Annotated in this window: 22 protein-coding genes; 12 read left to right on the forward strand and 10 right to left on the reverse strand. The window is 61.3% G+C overall.

Annotation, left to right across the window (positions count from 1 at the left end; all coding sequences use genetic code 11):
* Positions 1 to 92: 92 nt before the first annotated feature.
* Entirely contained in the window at positions 93 to 1,784 is a 1,692-nt protein-coding gene (gene ilvD, locus JO015_21920) for a dihydroxy-acid dehydratase (GenBank protein ID MBW0001764.1), read from the reverse strand.
* 63 nt (positions 1,785 to 1,847) lie between these two features.
* Here ilvD and JO015_21925 point away from each other — a divergent pair, with 63 nt between their 5' ends.
* From JO015_21925 to JO015_21945, 5 genes are all read left to right on the forward strand, one after another.
* Positions 1,848 to 2,648 carry a lycopene cyclase domain-containing protein gene (locus JO015_21925; GenBank protein ID MBW0001765.1) on the forward strand — a complete coding sequence of 267 codons (801 nt, stop codon included), beginning with the start codon at positions 1,848 to 1,850 and terminating at the stop codon, positions 2,646 to 2,648.
* Positions 2,649 to 2,755: 107 nt separating this feature from the next.
* Positions 2,756 to 3,310: an RNA polymerase sigma factor gene (locus JO015_21930; protein ID MBW0001766.1), complete on the forward strand. Its 555-nt coding sequence runs from the start codon at positions 2,756 to 2,758 to the stop codon at positions 3,308 to 3,310.
* Entirely contained in the window at positions 3,303 to 4,061 is a 759-nt protein-coding gene (locus JO015_21935) for a hypothetical protein (protein MBW0001767.1), read from the forward strand. The genes JO015_21930 and JO015_21935 overlap by 8 nt, the downstream gene beginning before the upstream one ends.
* 76 nt (positions 4,062 to 4,137) lie before the next feature.
* Entirely contained in the window at positions 4,138 to 4,659 is a 522-nt protein-coding gene (locus tag JO015_21940) for a gluconokinase (protein ID MBW0001768.1), read from the forward strand.
* Between the two features lie 67 nt (positions 4,660 to 4,726).
* Positions 4,727 to 6,082 carry a permease DsdX gene (locus JO015_21945; GenBank protein ID MBW0001769.1) on the forward strand — a complete coding sequence of 452 codons (1,356 nt, stop codon included), beginning with the start codon at positions 4,727 to 4,729 and terminating at the stop codon, positions 6,080 to 6,082.
* A gap of 286 nt (positions 6,083 to 6,368) precedes the next feature.
* Here JO015_21945 and JO015_21950 read toward each other — a convergent pair whose 3' ends face one another.
* Genes JO015_21950 through JO015_21960 form a run of 3 tightly spaced genes read right to left on the reverse strand, consistent with a single transcriptional unit; the run spans position 6,369 to position 8,834 of the window.
* Positions 6,369 to 7,643 (reverse strand): insulinase family protein, encoded by a 1,275-nt coding sequence (locus JO015_21950; GenBank protein MBW0001770.1) that lies wholly within the window; start codon positions 7,641 to 7,643, stop codon positions 6,369 to 6,371.
* Between the two features lie 16 nt (positions 7,644 to 7,659).
* Positions 7,660 to 8,382 carry a 2-C-methyl-D-erythritol 4-phosphate cytidylyltransferase gene (gene ispD, locus JO015_21955; GenBank protein MBW0001771.1) on the reverse strand — a complete coding sequence of 241 codons (723 nt, stop codon included), beginning with the start codon at positions 8,380 to 8,382 and terminating at the stop codon, positions 7,660 to 7,662.
* Positions 8,382 to 8,834, reverse strand: coding sequence for a GatB/YqeY domain-containing protein (locus JO015_21960; protein ID MBW0001772.1), 453 nt, complete (start codon positions 8,832 to 8,834; stop codon positions 8,382 to 8,384). The genes ispD and JO015_21960 overlap by 1 nt, the downstream gene beginning before the upstream one ends.
* Positions 8,835 to 9,090: 256 nt before the next feature.
* Here JO015_21960 and JO015_21965 point away from each other — a divergent pair, with 256 nt between their 5' ends.
* Both JO015_21965 and JO015_21970 read left to right on the forward strand, forming a co-directional pair.
* Entirely contained in the window at positions 9,091 to 10,023 is a 933-nt protein-coding gene (locus JO015_21965; GenBank protein MBW0001773.1) for a DUF1460 domain-containing protein, read from the forward strand.
* Positions 10,024 to 10,047: 24 nt separating this feature from the next.
* Positions 10,048 to 11,118 carry a PA0069 family radical SAM protein gene (locus JO015_21970; GenBank protein MBW0001774.1) on the forward strand — a complete coding sequence of 357 codons (1,071 nt, stop codon included), beginning with the start codon at positions 10,048 to 10,050 and terminating at the stop codon, positions 11,116 to 11,118.
* Positions 11,119 to 11,770: 652 nt separating this feature from the next.
* Here JO015_21970 and JO015_21975 read toward each other — a convergent pair.
* From JO015_21975 to JO015_21995, 5 genes are all read right to left on the reverse strand, one after another.
* Complete coding sequence (locus JO015_21975) at positions 11,771 to 12,448, reverse strand: hypothetical protein (GenBank protein ID MBW0001775.1); 678 nt, start codon at positions 12,446 to 12,448, stop codon at positions 11,771 to 11,773.
* Positions 12,445 to 13,317 (reverse strand): NAD(P)-dependent oxidoreductase, encoded by an 873-nt coding sequence (locus JO015_21980; GenBank protein MBW0001776.1) that lies wholly within the window; start codon positions 13,315 to 13,317, stop codon positions 12,445 to 12,447. The genes JO015_21975 and JO015_21980 overlap by 4 nt, the downstream gene beginning before the upstream one ends.
* Positions 13,299 to 14,309, reverse strand: a complete 1,011-nt coding sequence (gene rfbB, locus JO015_21985) for a dTDP-glucose 4,6-dehydratase (GenBank protein MBW0001777.1) — start codon at positions 14,307 to 14,309, stop codon at positions 13,299 to 13,301. Before rfbB ends, JO015_21980 begins: the two co-directional genes overlap by 19 nt.
* Before the next feature lie 486 nt (positions 14,310 to 14,795).
* Positions 14,796 to 15,434 (reverse strand): lysophospholipid acyltransferase family protein, encoded by a 639-nt coding sequence (locus JO015_21990; GenBank protein MBW0001778.1) that lies wholly within the window; start codon positions 15,432 to 15,434, stop codon positions 14,796 to 14,798.
* Between the two features lie 98 nt (positions 15,435 to 15,532).
* The gene (locus tag JO015_21995; protein ID MBW0001779.1) at positions 15,533 to 16,024 is read right to left on the reverse strand and encodes a DUF4864 domain-containing protein; all 492 of its coding nucleotides are present in this window, start codon (positions 16,022 to 16,024) and stop codon (positions 15,533 to 15,535) included.
* Positions 16,025 to 16,161: 137 nt separating this feature from the next.
* On the opposite strand from JO015_21995, the gene pstS reads away from it, so the two are divergent.
* From pstS to pstA, 3 genes are read left to right on the forward strand one after another with little or no spacing between them, the layout of a single operon-like run.
* Positions 16,162 to 17,184 (forward strand): phosphate ABC transporter substrate-binding protein PstS, encoded by a 1,023-nt coding sequence (gene pstS, locus JO015_22000; protein MBW0001780.1) that lies wholly within the window; start codon positions 16,162 to 16,164, stop codon positions 17,182 to 17,184.
* A gap of 44 nt (positions 17,185 to 17,228) precedes the next feature.
* Positions 17,229 to 18,188, forward strand: a complete 960-nt coding sequence (pstC, locus tag JO015_22005) for a phosphate ABC transporter permease subunit PstC (protein ID MBW0001781.1) — start codon at positions 17,229 to 17,231, stop codon at positions 18,186 to 18,188.
* A 44-nt stretch (positions 18,189 to 18,232) separates the two neighbouring features.
* A complete protein-coding gene (pstA, locus tag JO015_22010; GenBank protein ID MBW0001782.1) occupies positions 18,233 to 19,177 on the forward strand; it encodes a phosphate ABC transporter permease PstA in 945 nt (314 codons plus the stop codon).
* Positions 19,178 to 19,630: 453 nt separating this feature from the next.
* Here the strand turns inward: pstA and JO015_22015 are convergent, their stop codons facing one another.
* Positions 19,631 to 21,202, reverse strand: a complete 1,572-nt coding sequence (locus tag JO015_22015) for an outer membrane protein transport protein (GenBank protein ID MBW0001783.1) — start codon at positions 21,200 to 21,202, stop codon at positions 19,631 to 19,633.
* 198 nt (positions 21,203 to 21,400) lie between these two features.
* On the opposite strand from JO015_22015, the gene JO015_22020 reads away from it, so the two are divergent.
* Positions 21,401 to 23,284, forward strand: coding sequence for a long-chain fatty acid--CoA ligase (locus JO015_22020; GenBank protein ID MBW0001784.1), 1,884 nt, complete (start codon positions 21,401 to 21,403; stop codon positions 23,282 to 23,284).
* A 47-nt stretch (positions 23,285 to 23,331) separates the two neighbouring features.
* Entirely contained in the window at positions 23,332 to 24,621 is a 1,290-nt protein-coding gene (locus JO015_22025; protein ID MBW0001785.1) for a thiolase family protein, read from the forward strand.
* Positions 24,622 to 24,636 lie beyond the last annotated feature (15 nt).

Here is a 24,636-nt window from a genome sequence, read left to right on the forward strand (position 1 = left end):
CCAAGAAGCCGTAATTCGGGACCTTGTTCTCCTGCCCGGAGCCTTGAACGCAGCTCTGTCATTTGTGGCATTTTTCCGCTTGTGGCATTTGCTTACAGGTCCGTCACCGCTCCCAGGGATGCCGAACTGACCTGGCGCGCGTACTTGGCCAGGGCACCCCGGTTATAACGGGGCGGGGGTTGTCTCCACGCGGCCAGCCGGGCGGCAAGTTCGCTTTCCGGGATCGCCAGTTCGATCTTGCGTCCCTGCCCATCGATGACGATCGGGTCACCGTCTTTTACAACCGCGATCGGCCCTCCGGCAAAAGCTTCGGGCGTGATGTGGCCGATCACAAAACCATGGCTGCCGCCTGAGAACCGGCCATCAGTGATGAGGGCAACGTCTTGACCCAAACCTTTGCCCATGATGGCGGAAGTCGGAGACAACATTTCACGCATCCCCGGACCACCCCGCGGCCCTTCGTACCGGATCACGACGACATCGCCCTTCTGCACGTGGCCGTCCAGGATGGCACGCATGGCAGTCTCTTCCGATTCGAAAACGCGGGCTGTACCTTCAAAGCGCAGTCCTTCCTTGCCGGAAATCTTGGCCACCGCGCCTTCCGGCGCCAGGCTGCCGTAAAGCACGACCAAATGGCTATCCGGTTTGATCGGGTCCGCCAGCGGATGCACGATCGTCTGGCCTTTCGGATATTCTTTCACGCCGGCAAGATTTTCGGCCAGCGTTTTACCGCTGACGGTGAGGCAGTCGCCGTGCAGAAGTCCTTCTTGCAGCAACGTTTTCATCAGGGGCATGATCCCGCCGATCTGGACCAGCTCCCACATCACGTGTTTGCCGCTGGGTTTCAGATCGGCCAAAACCGGCACGCGTTTGCCGATACGCGTCCAGTCATCGAGCTTCAGGGGAATATTCGCCGCGTGCGCCATGGCCAGCAGGTGCAGCACCGCGTTGGTTGATCCGCCCAGCGCGATCGCGACCGTCATCGCGTTCTCAAACGCTTCCTTTGTTATGATGTCCGAGGGCCGGACCCCGCGTTTGAGCAGGTCGAGCACGGCGGCGCCGGCGGCGGCACAATCGGCGAGCTTCTCGCGGGAAACGGCCGCCTGGGCTGAACTGTTCGGCAAACTCATCCCGAGGGCTTCAATCGCCGACGCCATCGTATTCGCAGTGTACATACCCCCGCACGAACCCGGACCGGGAATGGCGCAAGATTCCACCTGCTCAAGTTCGGCGTCGGAGATCCTCCCAGTGGAATGCGCGCCGATCGCTTCACAAATGGACACGAAATCGACGTACTTATCGTTGAGGCAACCGGGTAGAATCGTGCCGCCGTAAACAAAAACCGAGGGCCGGTTCAGCCGCGCCAGCGCGATAAGGCAACCGGGCATGTTCTTGTCGCAGCCGCCGATCGCCACCACGCCGTCGAACCCTTCGCAGCCGGTCACCGCCTCGATTGAATCAGCGATGATTTCCCGGGACACGAGCGAATATCTCATGCCCTCGGTGCCCATCGAAATGCCGTCCGAGATGGTGATGGTGTTAAAAATCACCGACTTACCCCCCGCCGCGTCCACGCCCTGGGCCGCAGCCTTTGCCAGACCATCGATGTGCACGTTGCAGGGCGTGACCATGCTCCACGTCGAGGCGATCCCGATGATCGACTTGGTAAAATCCTCTTTCTTAAAACCTACGGCGTACAACATGCCCCGGCTGAACGCGCGTTCCGGTCCGTCAACGACAGGGGCAGAGTGTTCTCGTGGATTGGGCGGGGCCTCGGGTGTCATACGTCGTGCTTTAACTGCGCTTTGAGCGCCTGACAAATCAAAGTAACGGGTAACGAGTAGCGGGTGAGACAAAATGCGTTGCGGAACGTAGAAGGCAAAGATGCACCTTTCACCACCCTTCATGCCGTGACCTACAGCCAATTCCATTTCCGGTTTAACGTTCCGCTCCTGGCGTTTGCGGGCGCGATTTCCTGCCTGGCGCCCTGGCGGGCTTCGGTCTGGGCGGCTTTTCTCGTCATCCTCGCCATTGTGGTCGCCTTTACAACCCCGTGGGATAATTTCGCCGTTGCTCAGGGCATCTGGAGTTTTCCCGGCGGCAGGCACGCCTTCCGGATCTGGCACTTACCCGTCGAAGAATACTGCTTTTTTGTCATCCAGAGCGTCGAGGTGCTGTTGCTTTGTCATGGGTTAACCGGTCTGGCGGGTTTTCGAAAACCATCCACTCCCCCGCTCAATTCGCCCGGTGTCGTTGCCGGTGTGGGCGCCATTGCTGCACTCTGGGCGTTTACCGGGCTCCGGTTCGGACGGTGTCTGCCACGGCGGGCGCAATACCTGTTTCACCTCCTTTACTGGTTCGGGCCCGTCGTGGCTTTCCACTGGGTGCTGGCGGCTCCGTTGCTGCTCGCCAACTTGCCTCCCATCCTTCTCGCGACGGCGACGGTCGGCGCCTGGCTGACCTTCGCGGACCTGACCGCCGTCCGGCAGGGAATCTGGGAATTCGATGAAAGGCAGATTCTCGGCCTTAAGTGGCGCAACCAGTTACCGGTTGAGGAAATCCTCTTTTTTTTCGTCTCGAGTCTCCTGGTGGCGCAGAGTTACGTCATATTGGCGCCTGCGGCAGCCAGGATTATCGCCGGAGGGTAAGCCGCAGCCCTTCACCTTTTGCCAGGAATAAATCGCAGCGTGACGGCTCTGTTCCACCGGAGACGTGACGCCCGCCCAATGCGCCCAATGCAGATGCCCCAAAGCTCATGATCGGCCAAACGATTAACCTTGAGGCGGCAGTGGCGAGTTTTTACCAACCGCTTTACCGGTTTGCCTACTCGTTGACCCGCAACGAAGCCGAGGCGTTGGACCTCACGCAGCAAACCTTCCTGATCCTGACCCAGCATGTCCACCAGATCAGGGAGCAGGAAAAACTCAAGAGCTGGCTTTTCACAACGTTGCGACGCGAGTTCCTGAAAACCGCACGGCGCCAGAGCAGTTACCCGGAAGTTGAATTTCACCCCGGGCAGCACGACGCCCCATCAGCCGAAGATGCCGGGGGCACGGCGGCTGATGCCCACACCATCCTGCAGGCACTTGACCAGGTGGACGAAATTTACCGCGTCACGCTGAAACTCTTCTATTTGGGGGAACTTTCCTACCGCGAGATTGCCGACACGCTCGAGGTGCCGGTCGGAACGGTCATGTCGCGCCTTTCGCGCGGCAAAGAGCAACTTCGGACCAAAATCGCCGGCCTCGAGACCGGGGTTGATCCGAAAATCATCACGATGCCTCAACGCAAACGAAAGGGCCATGAATAACGAGACCGCCAAGGTGATCCTGAGCGCATACCGCCATGACGGCGCTGACGCCCAGGATCCGTTATTTACCGATGCTCTCCAGCAGGCGCGCCTCGATCCGGAACTGGGTAAGTGGTTCGAGGAGCAACGCGCCTTCGACCAACGCATTTTCCAGGCTGCCCAGCGCATTAAAACGCCGGCTTCGCTCAAAGAAGTTTTGATTGCCGTCGCGCAAGGCGCCAAGGCGCGGCCCCGGTCGCGTTCACGGATTCCCTGGTCCTGGCTGGCCCTGGCTGCGGTCCTGGTCATCGCCGGCCTTGTGCTGGTCGGGCCGCTGGGCGTAAATCGCTCCAACGGCGAGAATACCCTGGCCGTATTCCAGCAGGACGCACTCGCCATGTTGTCGGGGCAGCCGGGACCCAAGCTCGACTTCTTAACGCCCAGCCTGCCGGCAACCCAGGATTACATCGCCAAAGAACAGGGCCCGCTCGCGCCAACGCTGCCGGCGGCTCTTAAGGGGATGCATACGGCAGGCTGCCTGGTGACCGAATGGCATCATTACCGCATCTCGCTCACGTGCTTCCTCATGCACGACGGCCAATTGGTCCACCTGGTCGTTCTCCCCAAGGACGCCCTGGCCGGCGCCCGGTTGCCCGGCGACTTCCAGGCAGCCGACGGATGGCGGATCGTTTATCGGGAACGGGATGGCATGGTAATGTTCTGGGCGACGCACGCGCCCATGAACGAATTTGAAAACCTGCTTCAGAGCTGACGGCGCCGCCCTGTCCCGCGTCCTTTTGATCGATTTCGCTTGCCTGGGCGGCATGTTTTAACGAAGAGACCTTCTTGTGAGCGACGCCGTGGCTCTGATCATGATCGGTGTGTCCGGCTCGGGTAAATCCCAGGTCGGCGAGGAAGCTGCCAAGACACTCGGGTTGAAGTTCTTCGACGCGGACGACTTCCATTCGGCTGTCAACAAGGAAAAGATGCATCTGGGCATCCCGCTGACCGATGACGACCGGCAGGGTTGGCTGCAGTCCCTCCACGACCTATTGCAAAAGGAATTGGAAGCGGGCGAGTCGTGCGTGCTCGCCTGTTCGGCGCTCAAACGGGTCTACCGGGAACGGCTCAAGGGCGGTCTGAAAGGCGTTTACTTCTTTTATCTGAAGGTCGACCATCACGTCGTGGCCGAACGCCTCCAACTGCGCCAACACCACTTCTTCGCCAAAGAATTGCTGGACACGCAATTTGCCATCCTGGAGGAACCCGGACCGGACGAAGCATTCGTCGTCGACCAGAACCGGCCCCTGCAAGAAGCTGTGCAGCAGGTGCTGGGGTATGCCGCGCAACTGGGCCTCAAGCCCGTATAGTTGCGAGCGAATTTTTCGACGGCAGCCCGTCACTTTGCTTCCGGCGGAACCCTGCTAGTGTCGGGACATGTCCCCCGACACCTTGCGCGTTGTTGCAACCCTCTTTGCAATTGTTCTGCTCATCGTTTTAATCACCCGTTTCAAGATCCACCCATTTATCTCGCTGATCATCGCCTCGTTCTGCCTGGGGCTGCTGGGCGGCCTTAAGCCGGATGAAGTGGTGAAGAACTTCGAGAAAGGCTTCGGCGACGTCCTGAGTTTCGTCGGCATCGTGATCGGGCTGGGCACGATGCTCGGGGGATTGCTGGTCGCCTCCGGGGGTGCTGACCGCCTGGCCAACGCGCTGGTGTCGCTCGGCGGTAACCGCTGGGTGCCCTGGACCATCTTTTTCGCCGCGCTGCTGATCGGGCTGCCGCTGTTCTTCGAGGTGGGCTTTGTCCTGCTCGCCCCCCTGGCCGTGACCATCGCCTTGCGGATGAAGGCGCCCGTCACGGCGATCGGCCTGCCGATGCTGGCCGGCTTATCGGTCGCGCACGGGTTGGTGCCGCCGCACCCGGCGCCGACGCTCGCGGCCGCCACGTTCCACGCCGATATCGGTAAAACCATCCTTTTGGGCATTCTCGTGGGTATCCCGGTAGGCTTGCTGTCCGGCCCGGGCTACGCGTTGGTGGCGACGAAGTTCCTGCGGATCGGAGCCCACCCGGCGCTGGAAACCATCGAAGAGGTGCGCCAGAATAAGCCCACCGGCAACCCGCCCCCGCTCGGTCCGGTGCTGGTGGCCATCCTGCTGCCGCCCGTCCTGATGATGGGACGCTCCGTCGCCGACGCCTTTATCGCGGCAGGCTCGCCGGTACGCCCGCCGATCGACTTTATCGGCGATCCGGTCATGGCGCTGCTGATCGCCCTGCTTTATGCCTTGTTTGCCCTCGGCCTGCGCGAGGGCCGAACCCTGACGAACATCGAAGGGCTGCTCGGCAGAAGCCTGGAACCGATCGCGGCCGTGGTGCTCATCGTGGGGGCAGGAGGCGGGTTCAAACAGATGCTGATCGCAGTCAAGATTGGTGACCTGATCAGCCAGGTTGCCACCCAGGCGCACCTGTCGCCGTTGTTCCTGGCGTGGCTGGTTGCCGCCCTGGTCCGTGTTGCCACCGGTTCGGCCACGGTCGCCACGATCACCGGCGCGGGCATCACCGCCCCGCTGCTGGCGACCAATCCGACGGTGAGCCCGGAACTGATGGTCCTGGCCATCGGCGCAGGCTCACTCATCCTGTCGCACGTCAATGACGCGGGCTTCTGGCTGGTGAAAGAATACTTCGGCCTGAGCCTGGGAGATACGTTCAAGTCGTGGACCGTCATGGAAACGTTGCTGTCGGTCTTCGGCCTTCTCGGGGTGCTCGCCCTCGGCACCGGGGTACATCGGTGACGAGTGCCGGGCGTCGGGTGGAGTTCGGAGTTCGGGGTTCGGGGTTCGGAGCGGCGGAGAATGCCGCAAATGAAGAAGTGGCGAGTAACGAGTAACGAGTAACGAGTAACGGGGGCGAGCTTGGAGGAGAGCCGCCGATGTCAACTCCAAAGTTCCTTTTTCCCCGCCGTGGTCGCCGTGGTCGCCGTGTGAACTCTTACGTTGTGCCCGCCCCACCCGCTGCGCCCGCCGTGTGACCGTGTGAACTCGTACCCGCCAAACCCGCTGCGGCAAATTCTAACGCTATCTACAGGTTCAACTCTTCCACCCAGCGCTCGACCGCGTCCTGTTCGACCGGTCCCACGACGGCCATCCCCAGGCATTCCGGTGCGAAGCAGGTCCGGGCGGCGGCCTGGATCATCTCCGGCGTGACCTGCTTGAACCTGGCATGGACGTTATCGGGATCGACCACTTCGCCGTAAGCAAGGATCGACTCGCCCATCCACATGATCTGGTTCGTCGTGCTCTCCAGGCCGAGTTCATTCTGGCCGACCGTGTATTCCTGGGCCTGCCGGAGTTCCTTTTTAGTCGGAGGACGCCCGCAGAGCTTTTCCAACTCGCGTGCAATCGCGCGCAGCGCACTCCGCAACTTACCGGGCTCAAGTCCGACGCAGATGCTGACGAGCCCGGAATCTTCCAGGAGCAACGTCCCGCTCTGGATCGAGTAGCAGAAGGCGTACCGCTCGCGCAGCTGCTGGAACAGCCTCGAGCTCATGTTCTCGCCAAGAATCACGCTTAACAATTTAAGGGCGTGCCGGCGTTCATCGGTCCGGCTCACCGCGTGATACCCGATGGCCAGGTGCGTCTGCTCGGTGTCCTGGCGGGAAATCAGGATGCGTCGCGGCCGTTTACCCGGCTGCCACCGGTGCGGATCCGGCACCCGTCCGTGCGGCAAAGCGCTTAAGCGAGCGCCAAATTCATTCAGAACCTGCTGGTGCGAGCAGTTGCCGGCGACCGTGATAACGGTCGTTTGGCCGTTATAATTCTGGCTGACGTAATTGACCAGCTCGGGCCGCCCGATCCGGGCAATCGTTTCTTCCGTCCCGGTCAAAGGCCGCCCGAGCGAGTGCTCCGGCCACATCACTTCCGAGAGTAACTCGTGCGAATACTGCGCCGGCTGATCCTTGTACATGAGGATCTCTTCCCGGATGACGTCGCGTTCGCGGTCAATCTCATGTTCGGCGAACACAGAATCCACGTACATGTCACACAGGACATCAGCGAGCACCGGTAAGTGCTGGGCGCTCGCTTTCGCATAAAAGCAGGTGTGATCCTCGGTGGTAAACGCGTTGACGAAACCGCCCAGACCTTCCACCTGTTCGGTAATCTGGCGGGCCGTGCGGCGTTTCGTGCCTTTGAACAGCAGGTGCTCCAGAAAATGCGAGATACCGCAACACCGCTCGGACTCGTGACGCCCGCCCACGCCGACCCAAATCCCGATGCTTACACTCTTCATTTGCGGCATTTCGCGCGTGGCCACGCGGACGCCGTTGGCGAGGGTAGTAGTCTGGTACTGCATCATCAGACAAAAGTCATCTTTACGGCCGATTGTTCTCTCGCGCGTCTCGAATCGCATTTTGAATTGGTCTCAGCAAGCTTTCAGCCACCGCGAGGTCACGCGGAAAAGTAATTTTCAGGTTCCAGTTCGGATTTTCCAATAACCTGACCGGGTACCCAAGGGCCTGCACGGCGGACACCTCATCGGTAACGGCTTCACCTTTGGCCAGCACGGCCTGGTAAGCCGCCAGCAGCCAGCCTTTGCGAAAAATCTGAGGGGTCTGCATGGCCCACAATCCCTGGCGATTCACACTGCCTGTCACCACGTTTCCTTTGCCGGCTCGTTTCAAAGTTTCCACCACCGGCGCGGCCAACGCCGCTGCGCCGGCGTCCGCAGCCGCTTCGATGGCAAACCCGATCGTTTCAGCACTCACCAGGGGCCGGGCGGCATCATGGACGGCGACGAGATCCGCCGCGTCATGGACCGCTTGTAATCCCGCCCACACCGAAAGGTGCCGTTCGCTGCCGCCGTCGACCACGCGGCGGAGTTTACTGTAGGGGCCGGCGCATTCGATTGCTGCCCGGACCCGGTCTCGACTTTCCGGATGCAGGACCAGCACCACCTCCGAGATCGCCGGGCATTGCTCGAAGCGGTCCAGGGAATGCATCAGCACCGGCCGGCCGGCAAGTTCCACCAACAATTTGTCGAATCCCATCCGCTGGCTCCGGCCGGCGGCTACGAGGACGGCGCTTACAAAGGGCATCAGCTCAAATGCTTCTGTACGACCTGGCTCAGGGTTTTGCCCTCCACCCGACCGGCCGCGCGTTCCGTGGCCAGTTTCATCACCTGGCCCATCTGCGCCTTCGAGGTGGCCCCTGTCTCCTGAATCACTGCGCGTACGAGCTCGTCAATGTCGGCTGCAGATAATGGTTTTGGCAAGTATTCTGACAGGTATACGATCTCTTGCTGTTCCTTTTGCGCCAACTCGGGCCGCCCGCCCTGGTCAAAACTGGCGATCGCATCCTGGCGCTGCTTCACCTGTTTTCTAATCACCGCCAACGCCTCCGGGTCAGCCAATTTCCCGCCTGCACCGTACTTCTCGATCGCGGCATTCATGAGCGCCGCCTTGGCCATGCGTAACACGGAGAGCCGGCCGGCATCCCGGGCGCGCATCGCCTCCTTGAGGTCGTGGTCGACTTGCTCCTGGATCGTCATGGTGACGAGTGTAGACTCTCGAGAGGGCTTTTCGCAAACGCTACCAGCATGGATTACGTCCCATCGGTGCCGCCGCCGTCAGGATCGATGCCGCGCCTGGATCGCTCGTCCCAGGCAAACAAAACGAGCGAAGACCGGCGCCCCCCGCGCATTCACACCGGCTTCACAAACCGCCCGACTCCGGCGGATATGCCTGGACGGCAGGGACGCCGCACCATAAAATCCCCGCCACTTTCTTCTCCATTCCTACTCCCGTATGCGCCAGGTATTGTTGTTTTGCGCTGCTCTGCTCCTGCTGTTCACCGGGCTACCCGCGCTCCCGGCAAGTTCTCTCCCCTTCAGAATCGTCTTCCAGGGCGAACCCATCTTCAACGAGCTCGTGGCACAAGCCGAGCGGGAAAACTGGCGGGCGTTGCCGTTGGGAGAACGGACGGTAGCCGCCGGGAAAGCTCTCCTGGGCCGGCCTTACCGTAATTTCACCCTGGAAATTGATAACTACATCGAGGCGCCTTCGGTCAACCTCTATGGAGTCGACTGCTGGACCTATTTCGAGATCTCGCTCGGGTTCGCCCGGATGCTGGCCGTCAAAAACCCGCCCTACAGCCCGCAGGACCTCCTGGCCATGATCGAGCTTGACCGTTACCGGGGCGGCCACTGCAACGGCGTCTACACGTCGCGCCTGCATCACCTGGAGGATTGGATCGCCGACAACCGGCGCCGCGGCCTGGTTACCGACCTTACCCGGTCCCTTGGAGGCGTGCCGATGTGGGGGCACTACGAAAACGAAATGAGCGCGAGCTGGCGAAGCTCGCGTTACCTCCGCCACAACTTGGCCCTGGTACCGGAGATCCGCCGCATCGAGGCCAGGATTTCGGCGCGAACGATTTACCACATTCCCAAGAATCGCGTGGCCGCCATCGAACCGGCTCTGCGCGACGGCGACGTGATCTGCATCAGCAGCACGTATCGCGGAGGGTTTACCGAACACGTCGGCCTGGCTTACCGCGATGAGCGCGGGGTTCTGCGGTTCATGCACGCCTCGAAAGACGCGCGCCAGGTCATCATCGACGCACCCCTGCACCAGTACCTGTACCGCTACCGGAAGTTTGCCGGCATCATGGTTGCCCGGCCGCGGGAAGTGTCCGGTTCGGTCCACGTGGCCATGCTCGATGAAAACGCAGGCGGTTAAAACGTCGCCGTCCCTGGTAAATGCATGAATCCGCCGGCTTCGGGTGATCAGCTGCCCCGGCGTGGCCGCGGTGCGCCCGGCAACCCGGCCAACCGCTTTGAACGGTCTCACTACGAGGCCGACGAGTTCTGCGAACCGGCAGACCAACCCTCTGCCATGCCCACGCACCTTTACCCTGATGACGCGCAATCGATCATCGCGTACAACGAAAGCCCGGACGTCGGCTTCGCCGCGAGCGTAAATCCGTATCGCGGGTGCGAACACGGCTGCATTTATTGTTATGCCCGGCCAACCCACGAATTCCTCGGGTGCTCCGCCGGCCTGGATTTCGAGACCAAGCTTTTCGTCAAGTACCGGGCGGCAGAACTACTGACTCGGGAGCTGAATGCGCCCGGTTGGCAGCCGCAAACGCTCACGATGAGCGGGGTCACCGACTGCTACCAACCGGTTGAAGCGAGGCTGAAGATCACGCGGGCATGCCTCGAGGTGCTGGCGGAATTTCGCAACCCGGTATTCATCGTGACCAAGAGCCGGCTGGTAACGAGGGACATCGACCTTCTGGCCGAACTCGCCGGGTTCGGGGCGGCGGGCGTTTCGATCTCGATCACCACGCTCGACCCGGCGCTCGCGCGGACCATGGAGCCGCGGGCAGCGTCACCCGGCGCGCGCCTGGAAGCCATCGAACGCCTCCGGGCAGCCGGGGTGCCGGCGGGCGTCAACTTCGCGCCGGTCATTCCGGGCTTGAACGACCATGAAGCGCCGGCTTTGCTCAGCGCTGCCGCCCGGGCCGGCGCGCAGTTCGCCGGTATGACGATGATCCGGCTGCCGTTGGCGGTAGCCCCGCTGTTTACTGAATGGCTGGAACGGCATTACCCGGATCGGAAAGAAAAAATCCTTGGCCGGATCCGCTCCATGCGCGACGGCAAACTCAACTCGACCCGGTTCGGCGACCGGATGCGCGGGCACGGACCGGTGGCGGAACAAATCCGGCAATTATTCAAGGTCAGCTGCCGGCGGGCAGGCCTGACGCGCATCTCGGATCTCAGCACCGCCGCGTTCCGGCGCAGCGACCGTGGCCAATTGGAACTCTGGTAACACCGTCACACGGTCACACGGCGGCCACAGCGATTTGGCGGGCACAACGTAAGAGTTCACACGGCGAACACGGCGAGCCACGGCGACCACGGCGGGAAGAGGGGGGAAAGAGTTTGGAGTTCGGAGTTCGGGGTTCGGAGCTCGGAGGCGTCGTAGAACCACGTCCGATCTCCCCGGAGGGTCACGTTCACACGGTGCGAAGACCGAATCATCCGCAGAACACGCAGAGAACGCAGAAAAAGATCCACGAAACCGGAGCTTGACACCGGCAACTCGCCCCCATGCTGCCGCTCCGAACTCCGAACTCCGAACTCCGAACTCCGAACTCCGAACTCCGAACTCCGAACTCCGAACTCCGAACTCCGAACTCCGAACTCCGAACTCCGAACTCCGAACGCTTTCCCCTTCTTCCTCTTCCTCTTCGTCTTCCCGCCGTGGTCGCCGCGGCCCGCCGTGTTCGCCGTGTGAACTCTTCCGTTGTGCCCGCCCTCCTCACTGTGCCCGCCCTCCTCACTGTGCCCGCCCTCCTAACTGTGCCCCCCGTGTTACCGTGTGAACGCAGTCGTTGTGCCCGCCGTGTAACCGGCACTCGGCACCCGGCACTCTCCATTTGTGGCATTTTTCGGCTTGTGGCATTCATTTGTGGCATTCTCTAGGGCCCGCCGCGAAGTGTGAGGTACACCTGGTCCTGTTCGATGCGAAATCCCTCGAGTCGGGCAAGCAGGAGGTCGCCTGCCGGCAGGCGGGCGCGAATTCCCCGTTTGATGCCGTTGGCAATGGTTTCGCGGTAACTCTGGCCGGTGAACAGCCATGCGAGGCGCCGTCCGTTGCCTTCGAGGTCAAAATTCTTTACCGTCAGTTCCCGGTTCTCCACGGCAAAGCGGGCGGCGATCCGGCCATCGAAGAATCGTTGGCTGATTCCAGGCAAGAACGGCACGTCGCGCATGAACGCCAGGGGCACGCTGAGTTCGCCGACGAGCCAGTCCTGTTCGATTCTCAAGCGGAGGTGTTTCGCCAGGTCGGCATTGGTGCCGCCGGCCCAGAGCCATGCGTTGAGATCGGCGGCCGAGAAGGCGTACTCTTTGGTCCCGTTTTCCTGCAGTCCCTGGCGCACCAGCGCCAGTTTGGATTGAAAACTGTTCTCTTCGGCGGCTGTGGGCGGCGGCCCCAGATCACGCGGTGTGCCGGACGTCATCTGGTAAGCGCCTTCGTAGGTCGACACCGCCCCCCACAACAGTGCGCCGACGACGAGCACGAGGCCCAGCAAAAGCATCAGGCATCCACCGGTACAAGCGCCCCTTTCCGTCGTGATCTGCCGCGGCAACCTCATGCGGTTTGATAATGCCGGTCGACGTACGCGGCCACTGCTTCCTGCCAGGGCCGGGGTTGCACGCCGGCCAACGTCTGGAATTTCTTGGTGGCCATGACGGTATGCACCGGTCGTAGCGCCTTGAACTGCTTCATCTCAGCCAGGGTGAGCGACGCTACCTCCGTGGTCCTGATCGGTATCCCGAGCCGTCTTGCGGCGGCGAGCGCAACTTCACCCCACTCCTTCCAGCTGCAACGGCCGGCGTTGCACAGGTGCAGAATCCCATTTACCGATCGTTCCGGCAGGATCGGGTGCAACCATTGGGCAATGTCCAGGGTGTAAGACGGCGCGGACCATTTATCGGCGACGGCGGCAACGGCCGCTTCGCTCTGCGCTCGGGCGATCAACTGGTCGATAAAACTCGGACGGTCCGGGCCAAACACCCACGAGACCCGCACCACCAGGTGGTCCGGGCTGGCTGTAAGAACCGCGAGTTCACCTAGCCGTTTGCTCCGGCCATACCGGTTGACCGGGTCAGGCGCGTTCTCTTCCGTCAGGGGAGCCGGACTTTTGCCGTCGAACACGTAGTCGGTGCTGACGTGAACCAGACGGGCACGGCGGCGCGCGCAAAACTCGGCGAGCTCGCCCGCCGCCTCGCCGTTCAACCGTTGCGCCAATCCGGGATTTTGCTCGCACCAGTCGACGCTGGTCGCGGCAGCGCAGTTGAGCATCGTTTCGAATTCGGGCAAGGCAAGCTGCCCGGCGACCGGAGCGGACAAATTAAGGTCCTCTCGTCCCAGGGCGATGACTTCGTACCCGGAGGCAAACTCTCGGGCTAACGCGGCGCCGAGCCGGCCGCGCTTGCCGACGATTACGATCCGTTTGGCCATGGCCTGCCGGGCGAAACGGTTTGGACGGCTGCGTACCACCAGGGACGGCTCTGCTGGTACCAGCGGATGGTTTTGGCAAGCGACGTCTCAAGCCGGTGCAGCGGCTTCCAGCCAAGCTCATCCCGGATCTTGCGCGTTGAAATTCCATAACGGCGGTCATGCGCGGGCCGATCCGGAACGTGCTGCAGGAGCTTTTCCGAAGCGCCTAACTCGGTCAGGATCGCCCGGATCACGTCCAGGTTCGCCCGTTCCTCGCCCGAGGCGACGTTGTAAATTTCCCCGGCTCTTCCGTTCATCAACGCCGTGAAGATCGCGCTGCAGTTATCCTCCACGTAGAGCCAGTCCCGCTGCTGGCGCCCGTCGCCGTAAATCGGGATCATGTGCCCTTCCAATGCCCGCACGATAACCAGCGGGATCAGCTTTTCCGGGTGTTGATAGGGACCGTAATTGTTCGAACTCCTGGTGATGACAACGTCTTGCCCGAACGTTTTGAAATAGGAAAACACGATCAGGTCGGCCGCTGCCTTGCTAGCGGAGTAGGGCGAACTCGGGTTCATTCGGCTTTCCTCGGTAAACTCCTCGTGGTCACCGGCGGGGCCGTAAACTTCGTCAGTCGAGACCTGGACGAAGCGTTTGACCCCGTGGCGCCGTGCCGCGTCCAGCAACACTGCCACCCCGGCCACATTGCTGTGCACAAAATGTTGCGGTGAAGCGATGCTGCGATCCACGTGGCTTTCCGCGGCAAAGTTGACCACCGCATAAAAACTGTGGGCGCCCAGGATGCGGTCCATAGCTTCGGGATCGGCAACATCGGCGTGCATAAACTCGTAGCGATCCCCGAAGCGCAGCGGAAGATCCGCCGTCGTGGCCAGCGATCCGGCGTACGTGAGCGCGTCGACGTTGGTAATGAATTCCGGATCGTAATGATCCAGCACGTAACGAATGAAATTGCTCCCGATAAACCCACACCCGCCGGTGACGAGCAGACGCATGCCTCGCCTACTATCACGTTATTATCGGGTTGCAACGATCGCCGCCCGATTTCCGGGCCGATTCACGGTGTGGCTGGTCACGCGCATAGCTTGGATCTAATGTTTTGAGGTGCAATCCACCGTTTGTAAGCTGCCAGAAGGACCGCAGAGGAGGCCGTGAAATGGATCCCGAACTGCAGGGCGCAGCGCCCAAGCTTTTAACCGACTACCTTGCCGCCAAAAGACGCCGGCGAAAAACCCGGGCGGCATTGCCCATGTCGGAAAAGGTGAAAGTGTTAGAAAAACTCCGCGTCCGAAATCAAGAGTTTCGGCAGTCCAGGCACCAGCGCTCAAAGGATAGGCTCCCTGAGCCCCGCTGACCTTGGCTGCTCCGATTAACTCATGCAGGTCCTACTTTTGTATCACCGGCTGAGCACCTGAGGTTAGACCGGCCTGAAGACGGAGTCCATCCCCTACCCGACACCCGACACCCGACACCCGTTCCCGTTACCGCATCACCATGCGCTCGACCATCGCCGTCTCGATCCCGGCGCGCGCCCGTTCAAACGCTTGCTCGGACAAATCAGGCGGCACCGTAACCATCGGGAGCAACGTCACCGTGACCTGCGAAAACGGCTTAGGGATGGCGAAACCGTCCCAGGATTTCAACCGCCAGTAACGGCTGTACTCGATCAGGAACGGCATCAGCGGGACCCCGGCCCGTTGTGCAAGGAGAAGCGCCCCCGGCTGCAACCGGTACCGGGGACCCCTGGGGCCGTCCGGCGTAATGCAGATATCATACCGTTCCTCGACCCGCCGCGTGAGGTGGAGCAACGCAGCTGCGCCCCGGCGCGAACTGGAACCCCGAACCGCGCCCATGCGAAACTGCCGGACGAATTCCGCCAGGTAAGCGCCATCCCGGCTCGGGCTGGTGAGGACGATCAACCCTTTGCGCTTAGGGTATCGGCGCACAAACAAGGCCGGCATCGCCAGGATCCGGTTATGCCAGATCAGCATGATCACCGGAGTCGGATACGGTCCGCGGAGGAACCCAGCCTCGTCGAGAATGCGGTAACGAAGGGTGCGGCAAAGCGCCTTCAGCAGCAGCGACGCCAGCCAGACGGCGCCCCTGGCAGAAAAGGACAATTGATGAATGGTCGACGCCGGCACGCCTGCATATCGGCGGCAGCGGCTTTGCCGTCAAACGCTTCGGCCGGCGCGGCGGCTATGAACCGCGTCGTCAGTCAGATCGCCACCTCGTCGGTGCCGGAACGTTCGCGCTCGAGTCGCAACACCGCGTCGGTCATCCAACAGCCCCGGCATTCGGCGCTCTGTTGCTTCGAAAGCAGAAACAGGTAATAGACCTCGTGTCCGCTTGCTGAGACGATCTGCACCAGCACCTTGGCCTGATCGCCTTCTACCTGGGTATCGGTCACCGTCCCGGAGATCGAATTGAGCAGCGGCGAGTAAGGCGGGCTTCGCACGATCGTGGTAAAATGAGCCAGGGGGCCGGTGACCAACCGGTTGGAGGGTGACGCGAATCGAAAGGACCGCTCAATCCCGGCGTCAGGACTCGGAATATCGTTGCGGCGTAAGGCATCGATCTGGACCTGCACCACTTCCTCGGGCGTCAGGGACGGGCTTGGTTGCAGATCCTGGGCCGAGGACGAACCCGCCCAGAGTACGAATGCGAAGGCAAGCGCAAACCGGATGCAGCGCTGCCGCGAAACGTTCATCGAAGAAAGTTCGCACCCCAAAGTGCACCAGATGCACCCTCCGGGCGTAAAAAGCCGCAGGAGTGACGGAAATGTAACAAACTTCGGTTTGCCGCAAAACGCATCTTCGACAATCGAAATGGGGTCCGGGTCCCGTTATGAGAAAACTCGCGTTACGCATCCTACTACTGTTGTCCGTCCTGCCGGTTTCGCTCGTTGCCACTTCAGGGTTTGCGGCAACCCAGCTCCAAGGCGCCGGGGCGACCTTTCCCGCTCCGCTTTACCAGCGTTGGATTGCTGAATTCACAAAGGCCCACTCAGGGATTCAGATCAATTATCAAGGGATCGGCAGCGGCGCCGGGATCAAGCAATTCACCCAGGGGCTGGTAACCTTCGGTGCGAGCGACGCCGCCATGACCGACGAAGAGATCGCGAAGGTTAAACCGGGCGTGGTGCTGATCCCGGCCACGGCCGGCAGCATCGTGCTCGCGTATAATCTGCCCGAGGTCAACGATCTGAAACTATCCCGAGAGGCTTACGCAGGGATCTTTCTGGGCAAAGTGACCAAGTGGAACGATCCGTCGATCGCCAAGGCAAACCCCGGCGTCAAGCTGCCGGATCTCCCGATCTCGGCCTGCGAACGATCCGACGGCAGCGGTACGACGTTTGTTTTTACCCAGCACCTCAGCGCCGTCAGCCCGGAATTTCAGGATAAAGTGGGCAAAGGCACCACCGTCACCTGGCCGGTAGGCGTTGCCGGCAAAGGAAACGACGGCGTTACCGCGCTGATCAAGCAATCCCCCGGGGCCATCGGCTACGTCGAGTACGGGTACGCGGTGATCAACAGACTGAAGTTTGCCGCCCTCGAGAACAAGTCCGGCAATTACGTCAAAGCCACGCCCGAATCCGGCGCGGCCACGCTGGCGGAGGCGCAATTCCCGCCCAACCTGCTGCGCGCCTGGGTCCCGGATCCGGCCGGCAAAGACGCCTACCCGATCGCCACCTTTACGTGGTTGCTGCTGTATAAGACGTACGCCGACCAAACCAAGTGGAACACGCTTAAGTCGTTCGTAAACTTCGGGCTGGCCGATGGTCAGAAGTTCTCGGAGGGCCTGGGCTACATCCCTTTGCCGAAAGCGGTTGCCGATAAAAGCCTGGAGGCATTGAACGAGGTCAAATAGCGATAGCAGCCGTTTCCTGAGCCGAAAAAATCGGGCGCACCCGTATGGCTGAAAACCAAAAAGCATCTTCTTCCACCGGCCCGTTTCGGAAGCGAGGTTTGCAGCTCGACCCGTTCCTGGTCATTTGCTGGGCTGCTTCGGCCGCGACGGTAGGAACCCTGATCTGGATCGTCGCGGGCATCCTGGTTCAGGCCTGGCCGGCCATGCAGAAAGCCGGCCTGGCTTTTTTTACCCAGGCGGTTTGGAACCCGAACCGCCAGCAGTTCGGGGCCTTCCCGTTTTTGTTCGGGACGGCCCTGAGTTCCACCATTGCCTTGGTGATCGCGCTGCCGCTGGGTGTGGCGATCGCCGTGTTCCTGAGTGAGAATTTCCTGCCTTCGGCCGTGCGGCAATCGATCCGGTTTGTCGTGGAAATGCTCGCCGCGATCCCGAGCGTGGTTTACGGCTTGTGGGGCATCGCGGTGGTTATCCCGCTCGTGGAACGCTGGGGCGGATTGCTCAGCGCGAAACTCGGCTTTATTCCTGCCTTCAAAGGGCCCGTCTACGGAAACAGCATGCTCACGGCGAGCCTGGTCCTCGCCTTGATGGTCCTGCCCACCATCACCGCAATCTCCCGAACCGCCCTCGTCGCCGTACCCAGGACGTTGCGCGAAGGTTCCTACGCCATCGGCGCCACGCGCTGGGAAACGATTTTCAGGATTCTGCTGCCGACCGCCTCGCCCGGCATTGTGGCGGCGACGATTCTTGGTTTCGGCCGCGCGATGGGCGAGACGATGGCCGTGGCCATGCTCATCGGCAACAGCCCGCGCTTGTCCTGGTCACTCCTGTCACCGGCGGGCACCCTGGCCAGCCTGCTTGCCAACCAATTCCCTGAAGCATCCGGCATCCAGGTAAGCGCGCTGATGTACGCCGCATTCTCGCTCGTGCTGCTTACTCTCCTGGTGAACATGGCCGGCGAGTTTATTCTTCGCCAGACCCAAAAAGCTACCGCCGGTTTGCGCTAACGTCACGCCTCCGCCCCCCCGCCTTCAAGCAAGGTTACCTCCCTATGGACTCTGCCGGCGCCACCCTCACCGCTCCTCAAACCCTGAAAGCTGAAAAGCCGCGCGACAAGGCCCGCCTCGGGATGGACAAGTTCTGGACCATCCTCTGCGTCGCCATCTCCTTTCTGACGCTGATCCCTCTGTTTTCGATCGTGTACCTGGTCGTGCGGAACGGCAGCGAACTCCTGCGACCGAGCATTTTTACGGGCCTGCCCCCGGCGCCCGGGCTTGAAGGGGGTGGATTCGGCAACGCCATTCAAGGCACGATCGTCATGGTAGTCATTGCGCTCGTGTTATCTGCGCCCTTGGGGATCTGTTCCGCGATTTACATTTGCGAATACGACCGTCATTCCCGCCTCGCACGCATGGTCCGGTTCATCGCCAAATTGTTGACGGGCATTCCTTCAATTATCTGCGGCGTTTTCGCCTACGCCGTGGTGGTCATCACCACCGGCGGGTTTTCGGCCCTGGCCGGCGGGGTTGCGCTGGCGGTGCTCGCTCTGCCGACCGTCCTGCTCACTTCGGAACAAGCTTTGTTGGGCGTTCCAAATGCCCTCCGGGAGGCTGCCTATGGACTCGGTTCCACGCGGTTTCAAACCATTTACCGAATTGTTCTGCCCGAGGCGTTGCCGGCCATCATGACCGGGATCATGCTGGCCGTCGCCCGCGCCGCAGGCGAAACCGCGCCGGTTCTGTTCACCGCGCTTTTCAGCGAGTACTGGCTTCAGAACATCATGCAGCCGACCGCGTCTTTGTCCGTGCTGATCTACAACTTCTCAGGGCTGCCCTACCCGTATCAGATCAAGCTGGCCTGGACGGCATCCCTGGTCCTGGTCGCCCTGGTCACGCTGGCGAACGTCATCGCCCAGCTCGTGTTCAGCAAACGCGTTCCCGGCAGAAGGCGGTTTAAGATGGGATGGTTTCTGAATATCCGTCGCCCGGGAAGTTGAGGCGATAGGCCGAAGGGGTGGCGGAACTTAGCCTACGGTTTACCCCACGGCCCTGCAGTCAGGGGCGAGGGGGATGCTTTCGTCCCGCAGGGACGAAGACCACGCCCGGCCTGCCGCCTTTAACTAAGGGGCCGTGGGGTAAACCCTGGGCTATGTTCCAGCGCCGCTTCGGGGCTGAAATCCGGTCGAAATTCCACCACGATAACTGTCTAAATGGTGTAAGACCAATTCAACAGGGTGCGGAGCACCCAGCAGTAACCCCCTCCCGCCGGGCTTCTACCGCAATAAGCGTTTAATTGGTATTGATTTCTCGTAGCGCTGCCGGGATTTCACGTACAAGAAGCGGCCTTGTAGCCCGAAAAATTCGGAGTCTTTCGGTTTCTCGAGGGGAGTTGCTTCGATGCTCCGGAACTTAGGTTTGCCCCGGCTATGGCCCCGGCCGGCTGCCAGGCGTCACTTCAGGTAACCCTTGCCTGTCCCTTTCCCTTCTGTCGACGGCGCTTCGGCCGTCTTCGGCCCGCCCCACAGAAACGTCACCGAGGCGCTCACGATGTCGACGCTCGCGTCGAAGGATCCTCGCACGTTATGGCCTTGGGCATCGGTGACGTCGACCGCTGCATTACCAACGAACAGGTGCGCGTACCCCACGTCAAACGCTACCCAGGAAGCCGGCCGGTACTGCAGGCCTCCCGAGACGAAATAACGGTTGTCGTCAGGAATCCGAGGATTGCGCGTTTCCGCGTTGCGGATCGGCGTTTCGTCGTAAGCAAAACCGAGCCGTAAGGTCAGGCACTTCGATGCGTACCATTCGAACCCGATCGCATAACGCAACGAATCTTTGTAATCGATATTCAGGCTGCTGGCTTGGCCCGCTGCGGCCTCGGTCAGCGGGTTGCTGTACATAATCGGGACTTGCTGCAACCGGCTCCAGCGCGTCCAGGCAATGTCGCCGAGGAGCGCGAACTGGTGCAAAAATCTCTGGTAAACGCTGAAATGGTAGACATCCGGCAAGTCGAGACGCGCGCTGACGGCTTGGTTAAAAAAGGTCCCCTGTAAAGCCGCCGCGGCCGGAAACTGCACCGGGGACCCCGGCGCGGTCAGCGCCGGAACACCCCGGAACTGAGCGGAACCATGGAGATCGTGCGTAATTCCCGAGCGATAGCTGATGCCGATCCGGCCATCCTGAAAGAACGAATTTTCATCGCCCTTCAGGTACTCAATAATCCCGCCTACCGTGAAGCCGAGGTCCCAGCTACTGGCCGACAATTCCGAAACGCCGTCGCGGCCTTGAGGTACAAAACCGGCCCGGGCGTACGCGCCCGCTACCGCCCCCCGAACCGCCGGCGGCAACAACGGAAAAAATGTCTGGTTCAAAACCCCGGCGCCGATTGCGCCGAAGTCTACTGCCTGGCTGAGCCGGGCCGAGGCGTACTGAACGTCCAGGTTTGCGCCAATCGAGATGCGGTCCAGAAACCGGTAGGCGATGGATGGCTGGAGATCCAGCGTGGTCAGTTTGCTGCGAAGGGCGACGTAACGTCCGACCCAGGTCGGATCGTAATCCGTCTCCAGGCCGAACGGGACACTCAGGCCGAAACCGACGGATAAATCCCCGTAGTTGCGGCTGCGAAAGACCGGTTGGGACAGGTAAAAATTCGGCAAGAGCTTGTCTTTGCCGCTGTCACCGCTGTCGATGCCGGTCAGCGGTTCACCGTTGAAGGGAGTGCCCGGAGCTCGCAGTCGAGAGCCGTCGTTGTGGAAATAGGCGGTCGGGATGAGGTATTGGCCGCCTGCCTGCAACTCGCCGCGGTCCAGCAGGGCCATTCCGGCCGGGTTGAAGAAGATCGTGGAGGCATCTTCGGCCTGCGCGGCGCCGCCGGCGTAGGCCGACCCCAGACCGCTTACGCTTTGTTCGTTCAACAGGAAACTGCCGGCACGCGAATTGCCGGGAAACGCAAAGGTCGCCAGACCCGCGCAAACCAGGATGGCCCTGGCCGCTCTTCCATTAATCGTCACTGGTTTGACCATTGAGGGGGATAAATTTAAGGAAAACGCCAATCATACGGAGTTTCCAAACCGAGGAAACGCAAACTCGGCCGCGAAGACAATCCAATTCTATACCCCAATGGTGCATCCCGGCAGCGCCCGAAAAGGATTGCATTCCGGGGCGTCTCACCGGATACTTTAGGGGGTTAACTAATTTGCGATTTCAGGTTCACGCCCTGTATGGCTGAGTGCACCCAAGCTGTTGCCCCGACCCGGGTCTTTGATTTTATCCGGCACCAACTAAACCACTATCCCCAGGCTGACGCCTTCGCGTACAAGGTGGCCGGAGAATGGAAAAAATTTTCGACCGCCGAGGTGATTGAAGCGGCTGATGCCCTGGCCTGGGGGTTGTACGGCCAGGGTATCAGGCCGGGTGACCGCGTGGCCAGCGTTACCGAAATGAATCGCCCGGAGTGGAACATCATCGACATTGCCGTCATGTCCCTGGGGGCGGTCCACGTTCCCATCTACCCCAACCTTCCGGTTGAGGAATTCCGGTACGTCCTGGAACACTCGGCGGCCAAACTGGCCTTTGCTTCGAGCGAACGCCTGTACCGCGCGTTATCCGCGGCCGCGGATGGCTTGCCGGCCCTGCAGCAGATCTATACGTACGATGAAATCGGAGGGGCAACCTCGTGGCGGGAACTCGCCGCCTCCGCCGCCGCGTCATTAGACGCCGGCGCCAGACAGACGTTGGCGTCGTTACGGGACCGGGTACAACCCGACGACCTGGCGACGCTCCTTTACACCTCCGGGACCACCGGAACTCCCAAGGGGGTGATGCTTTCGCACCGCAATCTTACGAGCAACGCGATCGTCTGCGCAGAACTGGTGCTGAGCGCGCACCACGAGCGCGCGCTCTCTTTTCTGCCGCTCTGTCACATCTACGAACGCACGCTCATCAATATTTACATCTATTCCGGCGTCTCTGTCTATTACGCCGAGAACCTGAACACGATACCGGCCAACCTGCGCGAGGTGCGGCCTCACCTCTTTTCGACTGTGCCTCGCTTGCTCGAGAAAATTTACGAAACGATCCTGGAAAAAATTGAGCACCTGCCTGCGCCGCAACGAATCATTGCTCGCTGGGCGCTCCGGCTGGCTATGCGGTACGACCCTGAGCGCCCGCCGACCATCTCCCAACAGGTGAGCCGGGCCGTGGCCGATCGTCTCGTGTACCGGAAGTGGCGGGCGGCGTTCGGCGGCCGCGTGCGCGCCATCATCTCCGGCTCGGCCGCCCTGCAGCCGAGGTTGGCGCGAATCTTCTGGGCCGCCGGAATGCCGGTGTACGAAGGCTACGGTCCGACTGAGGCTGCCCCAGTGATCTCCGTTAACCGACCGCGGGGCAATCGCCACCGGATCGGCACGGTGGGTCCCGTCATCCCCGGCGGCGAAGTTAAAATCGCCGAAGACGGCGAGATCCTTTATCGTGGGCCGAACGTGATGGCGGGTTACTACCTGCGCCCGGACCTCACCACGGAAACGATCGACCCGCAAGGGTGGCTCCACACCGGAGACGTCGGGGAATTCGACGGAGAGTTTCTTAAAATCACCGACCGCAAAAAGGAGATATTCAAGACGTCCGGCGGGAAATACGTCGCGCCGCAACAAGTCGAAAACAGGTTCAAGGAGTCACCTTACATCGCCCAGGTCATGGTCGTCGGCGAAAATCATAAATTCCCGGCGGCGTTGATCGTACCGAATTTTGCCGCCTTGACCGGCACTCTCGGCCTTCAGGATGGGACCCCGGCGGAACGAGGGCGAATCCTGCACCGTCCGGAGGTAAAACGTTTGTTCGATGCGGAGGTTGCCCGGTTGAACACCGGCTTCGGCCGGTACCTGCAGATCAAGAAGTATGCGCTCCTGCCGTCCGAATGGTCGATTGCGAATGGAGAACTCACCCCCACGATGAAACTGCGCCGGAAGCGCATCGCCGAGCGTTATGCCCCGACCATCGCCGGCTTGTACGCCGGAGAGGAGCAACTCGCTGCCAAGCTCGACCGGTATGAGCCGGCCGGCCGGCGCCGCGCCGAGGGTAGCCTGGGTCCTTCGACTACAACCTGATCTTCCAGCGATCTTGCGCCGGCGAGCAAGATGGCCCGATTGAACCTATGAACGAACCTATTTACATCGTCGACGGCCTCCGCACAGCGTTCGCGAAAGCGGGCACCGCCCTGGCCGACAGTGACCCCGTCGAACTGGGCAAAGCCGCCATGAGCATGCTGCTCGCCCGCACCGGTATTGATCCGGCTGCCATTGAGGAAGTCATCCTGGGTTGCGTCGGCCAGCCTGCTGAAGCCGCCAATGTCGCGCGCGTCGTGGCCCTCCGGGCGGGCGTCCCCGACTCGGTCCCGGCTATTACCGTCCACCGGAACTGCGCTTCCGGATTTGAAGCAGTGACGCAAGCAGCGGAAAAAATGCTCGTCGGACGAGGCGACGTCTACGTCGTCGGAGGGGTCGAGAGCATGTCCCAGGTGCCCCTGCTCTACCAGTACGAAACGGCTAAAAAGATCGGAGCCCTGGCGCGCGCCAAAACCCTTCCGCAAAAGCTGGGCGCGATAGCCAGTTTCCGCCCGGCTGACCTGCGGCCGCGCATCGGATTGCAGCTCGGCCTGTCGGATCCGATCAGCGGGTTGAACATGGGCCAAACGGCTGAAAACCTCAGCCGGGATTTCAATATCTCGCGGGAGCAACAGGATGAGTTTGCCCTGAGATCACACCACAAAGCGATCGCCGCCCGCCCGAGGCTGCGTGAAGAGATCACCCCCGTCTACCTGACCAAATCCAAAAACGGCAAGCCTTATTTCGATCAGGACAACGGTCCGCGCGAAAACCAGACCATGGAAGCGTTAGGAAAGCTCAAGCCCGTTTTTGAACCCGTGACCGGTACGGTAACAGCCGGCAACTCTTCGCAGATTACCGACGGGGCTGCCGTGTTGCTCCTGATGACCGAAAAGGCCTTGCGCGAATCCGGCCTGCAACCCCTTGGGCGCCTCGAGGCTTACGCTTACGCAGGGCTTGACCCTTCCCGGATGGGGCTCGGGCCGGTCTACGCGATCCAACGGGCCGAACAGAAAACCGGCCTGGGATTGAAAGACGCCGAACTTATCGAAATCAACGAAGCGTTTGCCGCCCAGGTGCTGGCTTGCCAGCTCGCGGCGCGCTCGGCCGAGTACTGCCGCCAGCACCTTGGACGTGAGGATGCGCTGGGAGAAATTCCTGACGAAATCCTTAACGTGAACGGCGGCGCCGTCGCGCTGGGGCACCCGGTCGGGGTTACCGGAACACGCCTGGTGCTTACGGCCCTGAAAGAATTGCATCGCCGCAACCAGCATCGGGCGCTCGTCTCCCTCTGCGTCGGCGGCGGTCAGGGCGGTGCGCTTTGGTTGAATCGTAATTAACCCACTTTACCAGGA

The organism is Verrucomicrobiota bacterium (genome assembly GCA_019247695.1).
In the GTDB taxonomy this organism is placed as follows: domain Bacteria; phylum Verrucomicrobiota; class Verrucomicrobiia; order Chthoniobacterales; family JAFAMB01; genus JAFBAP01.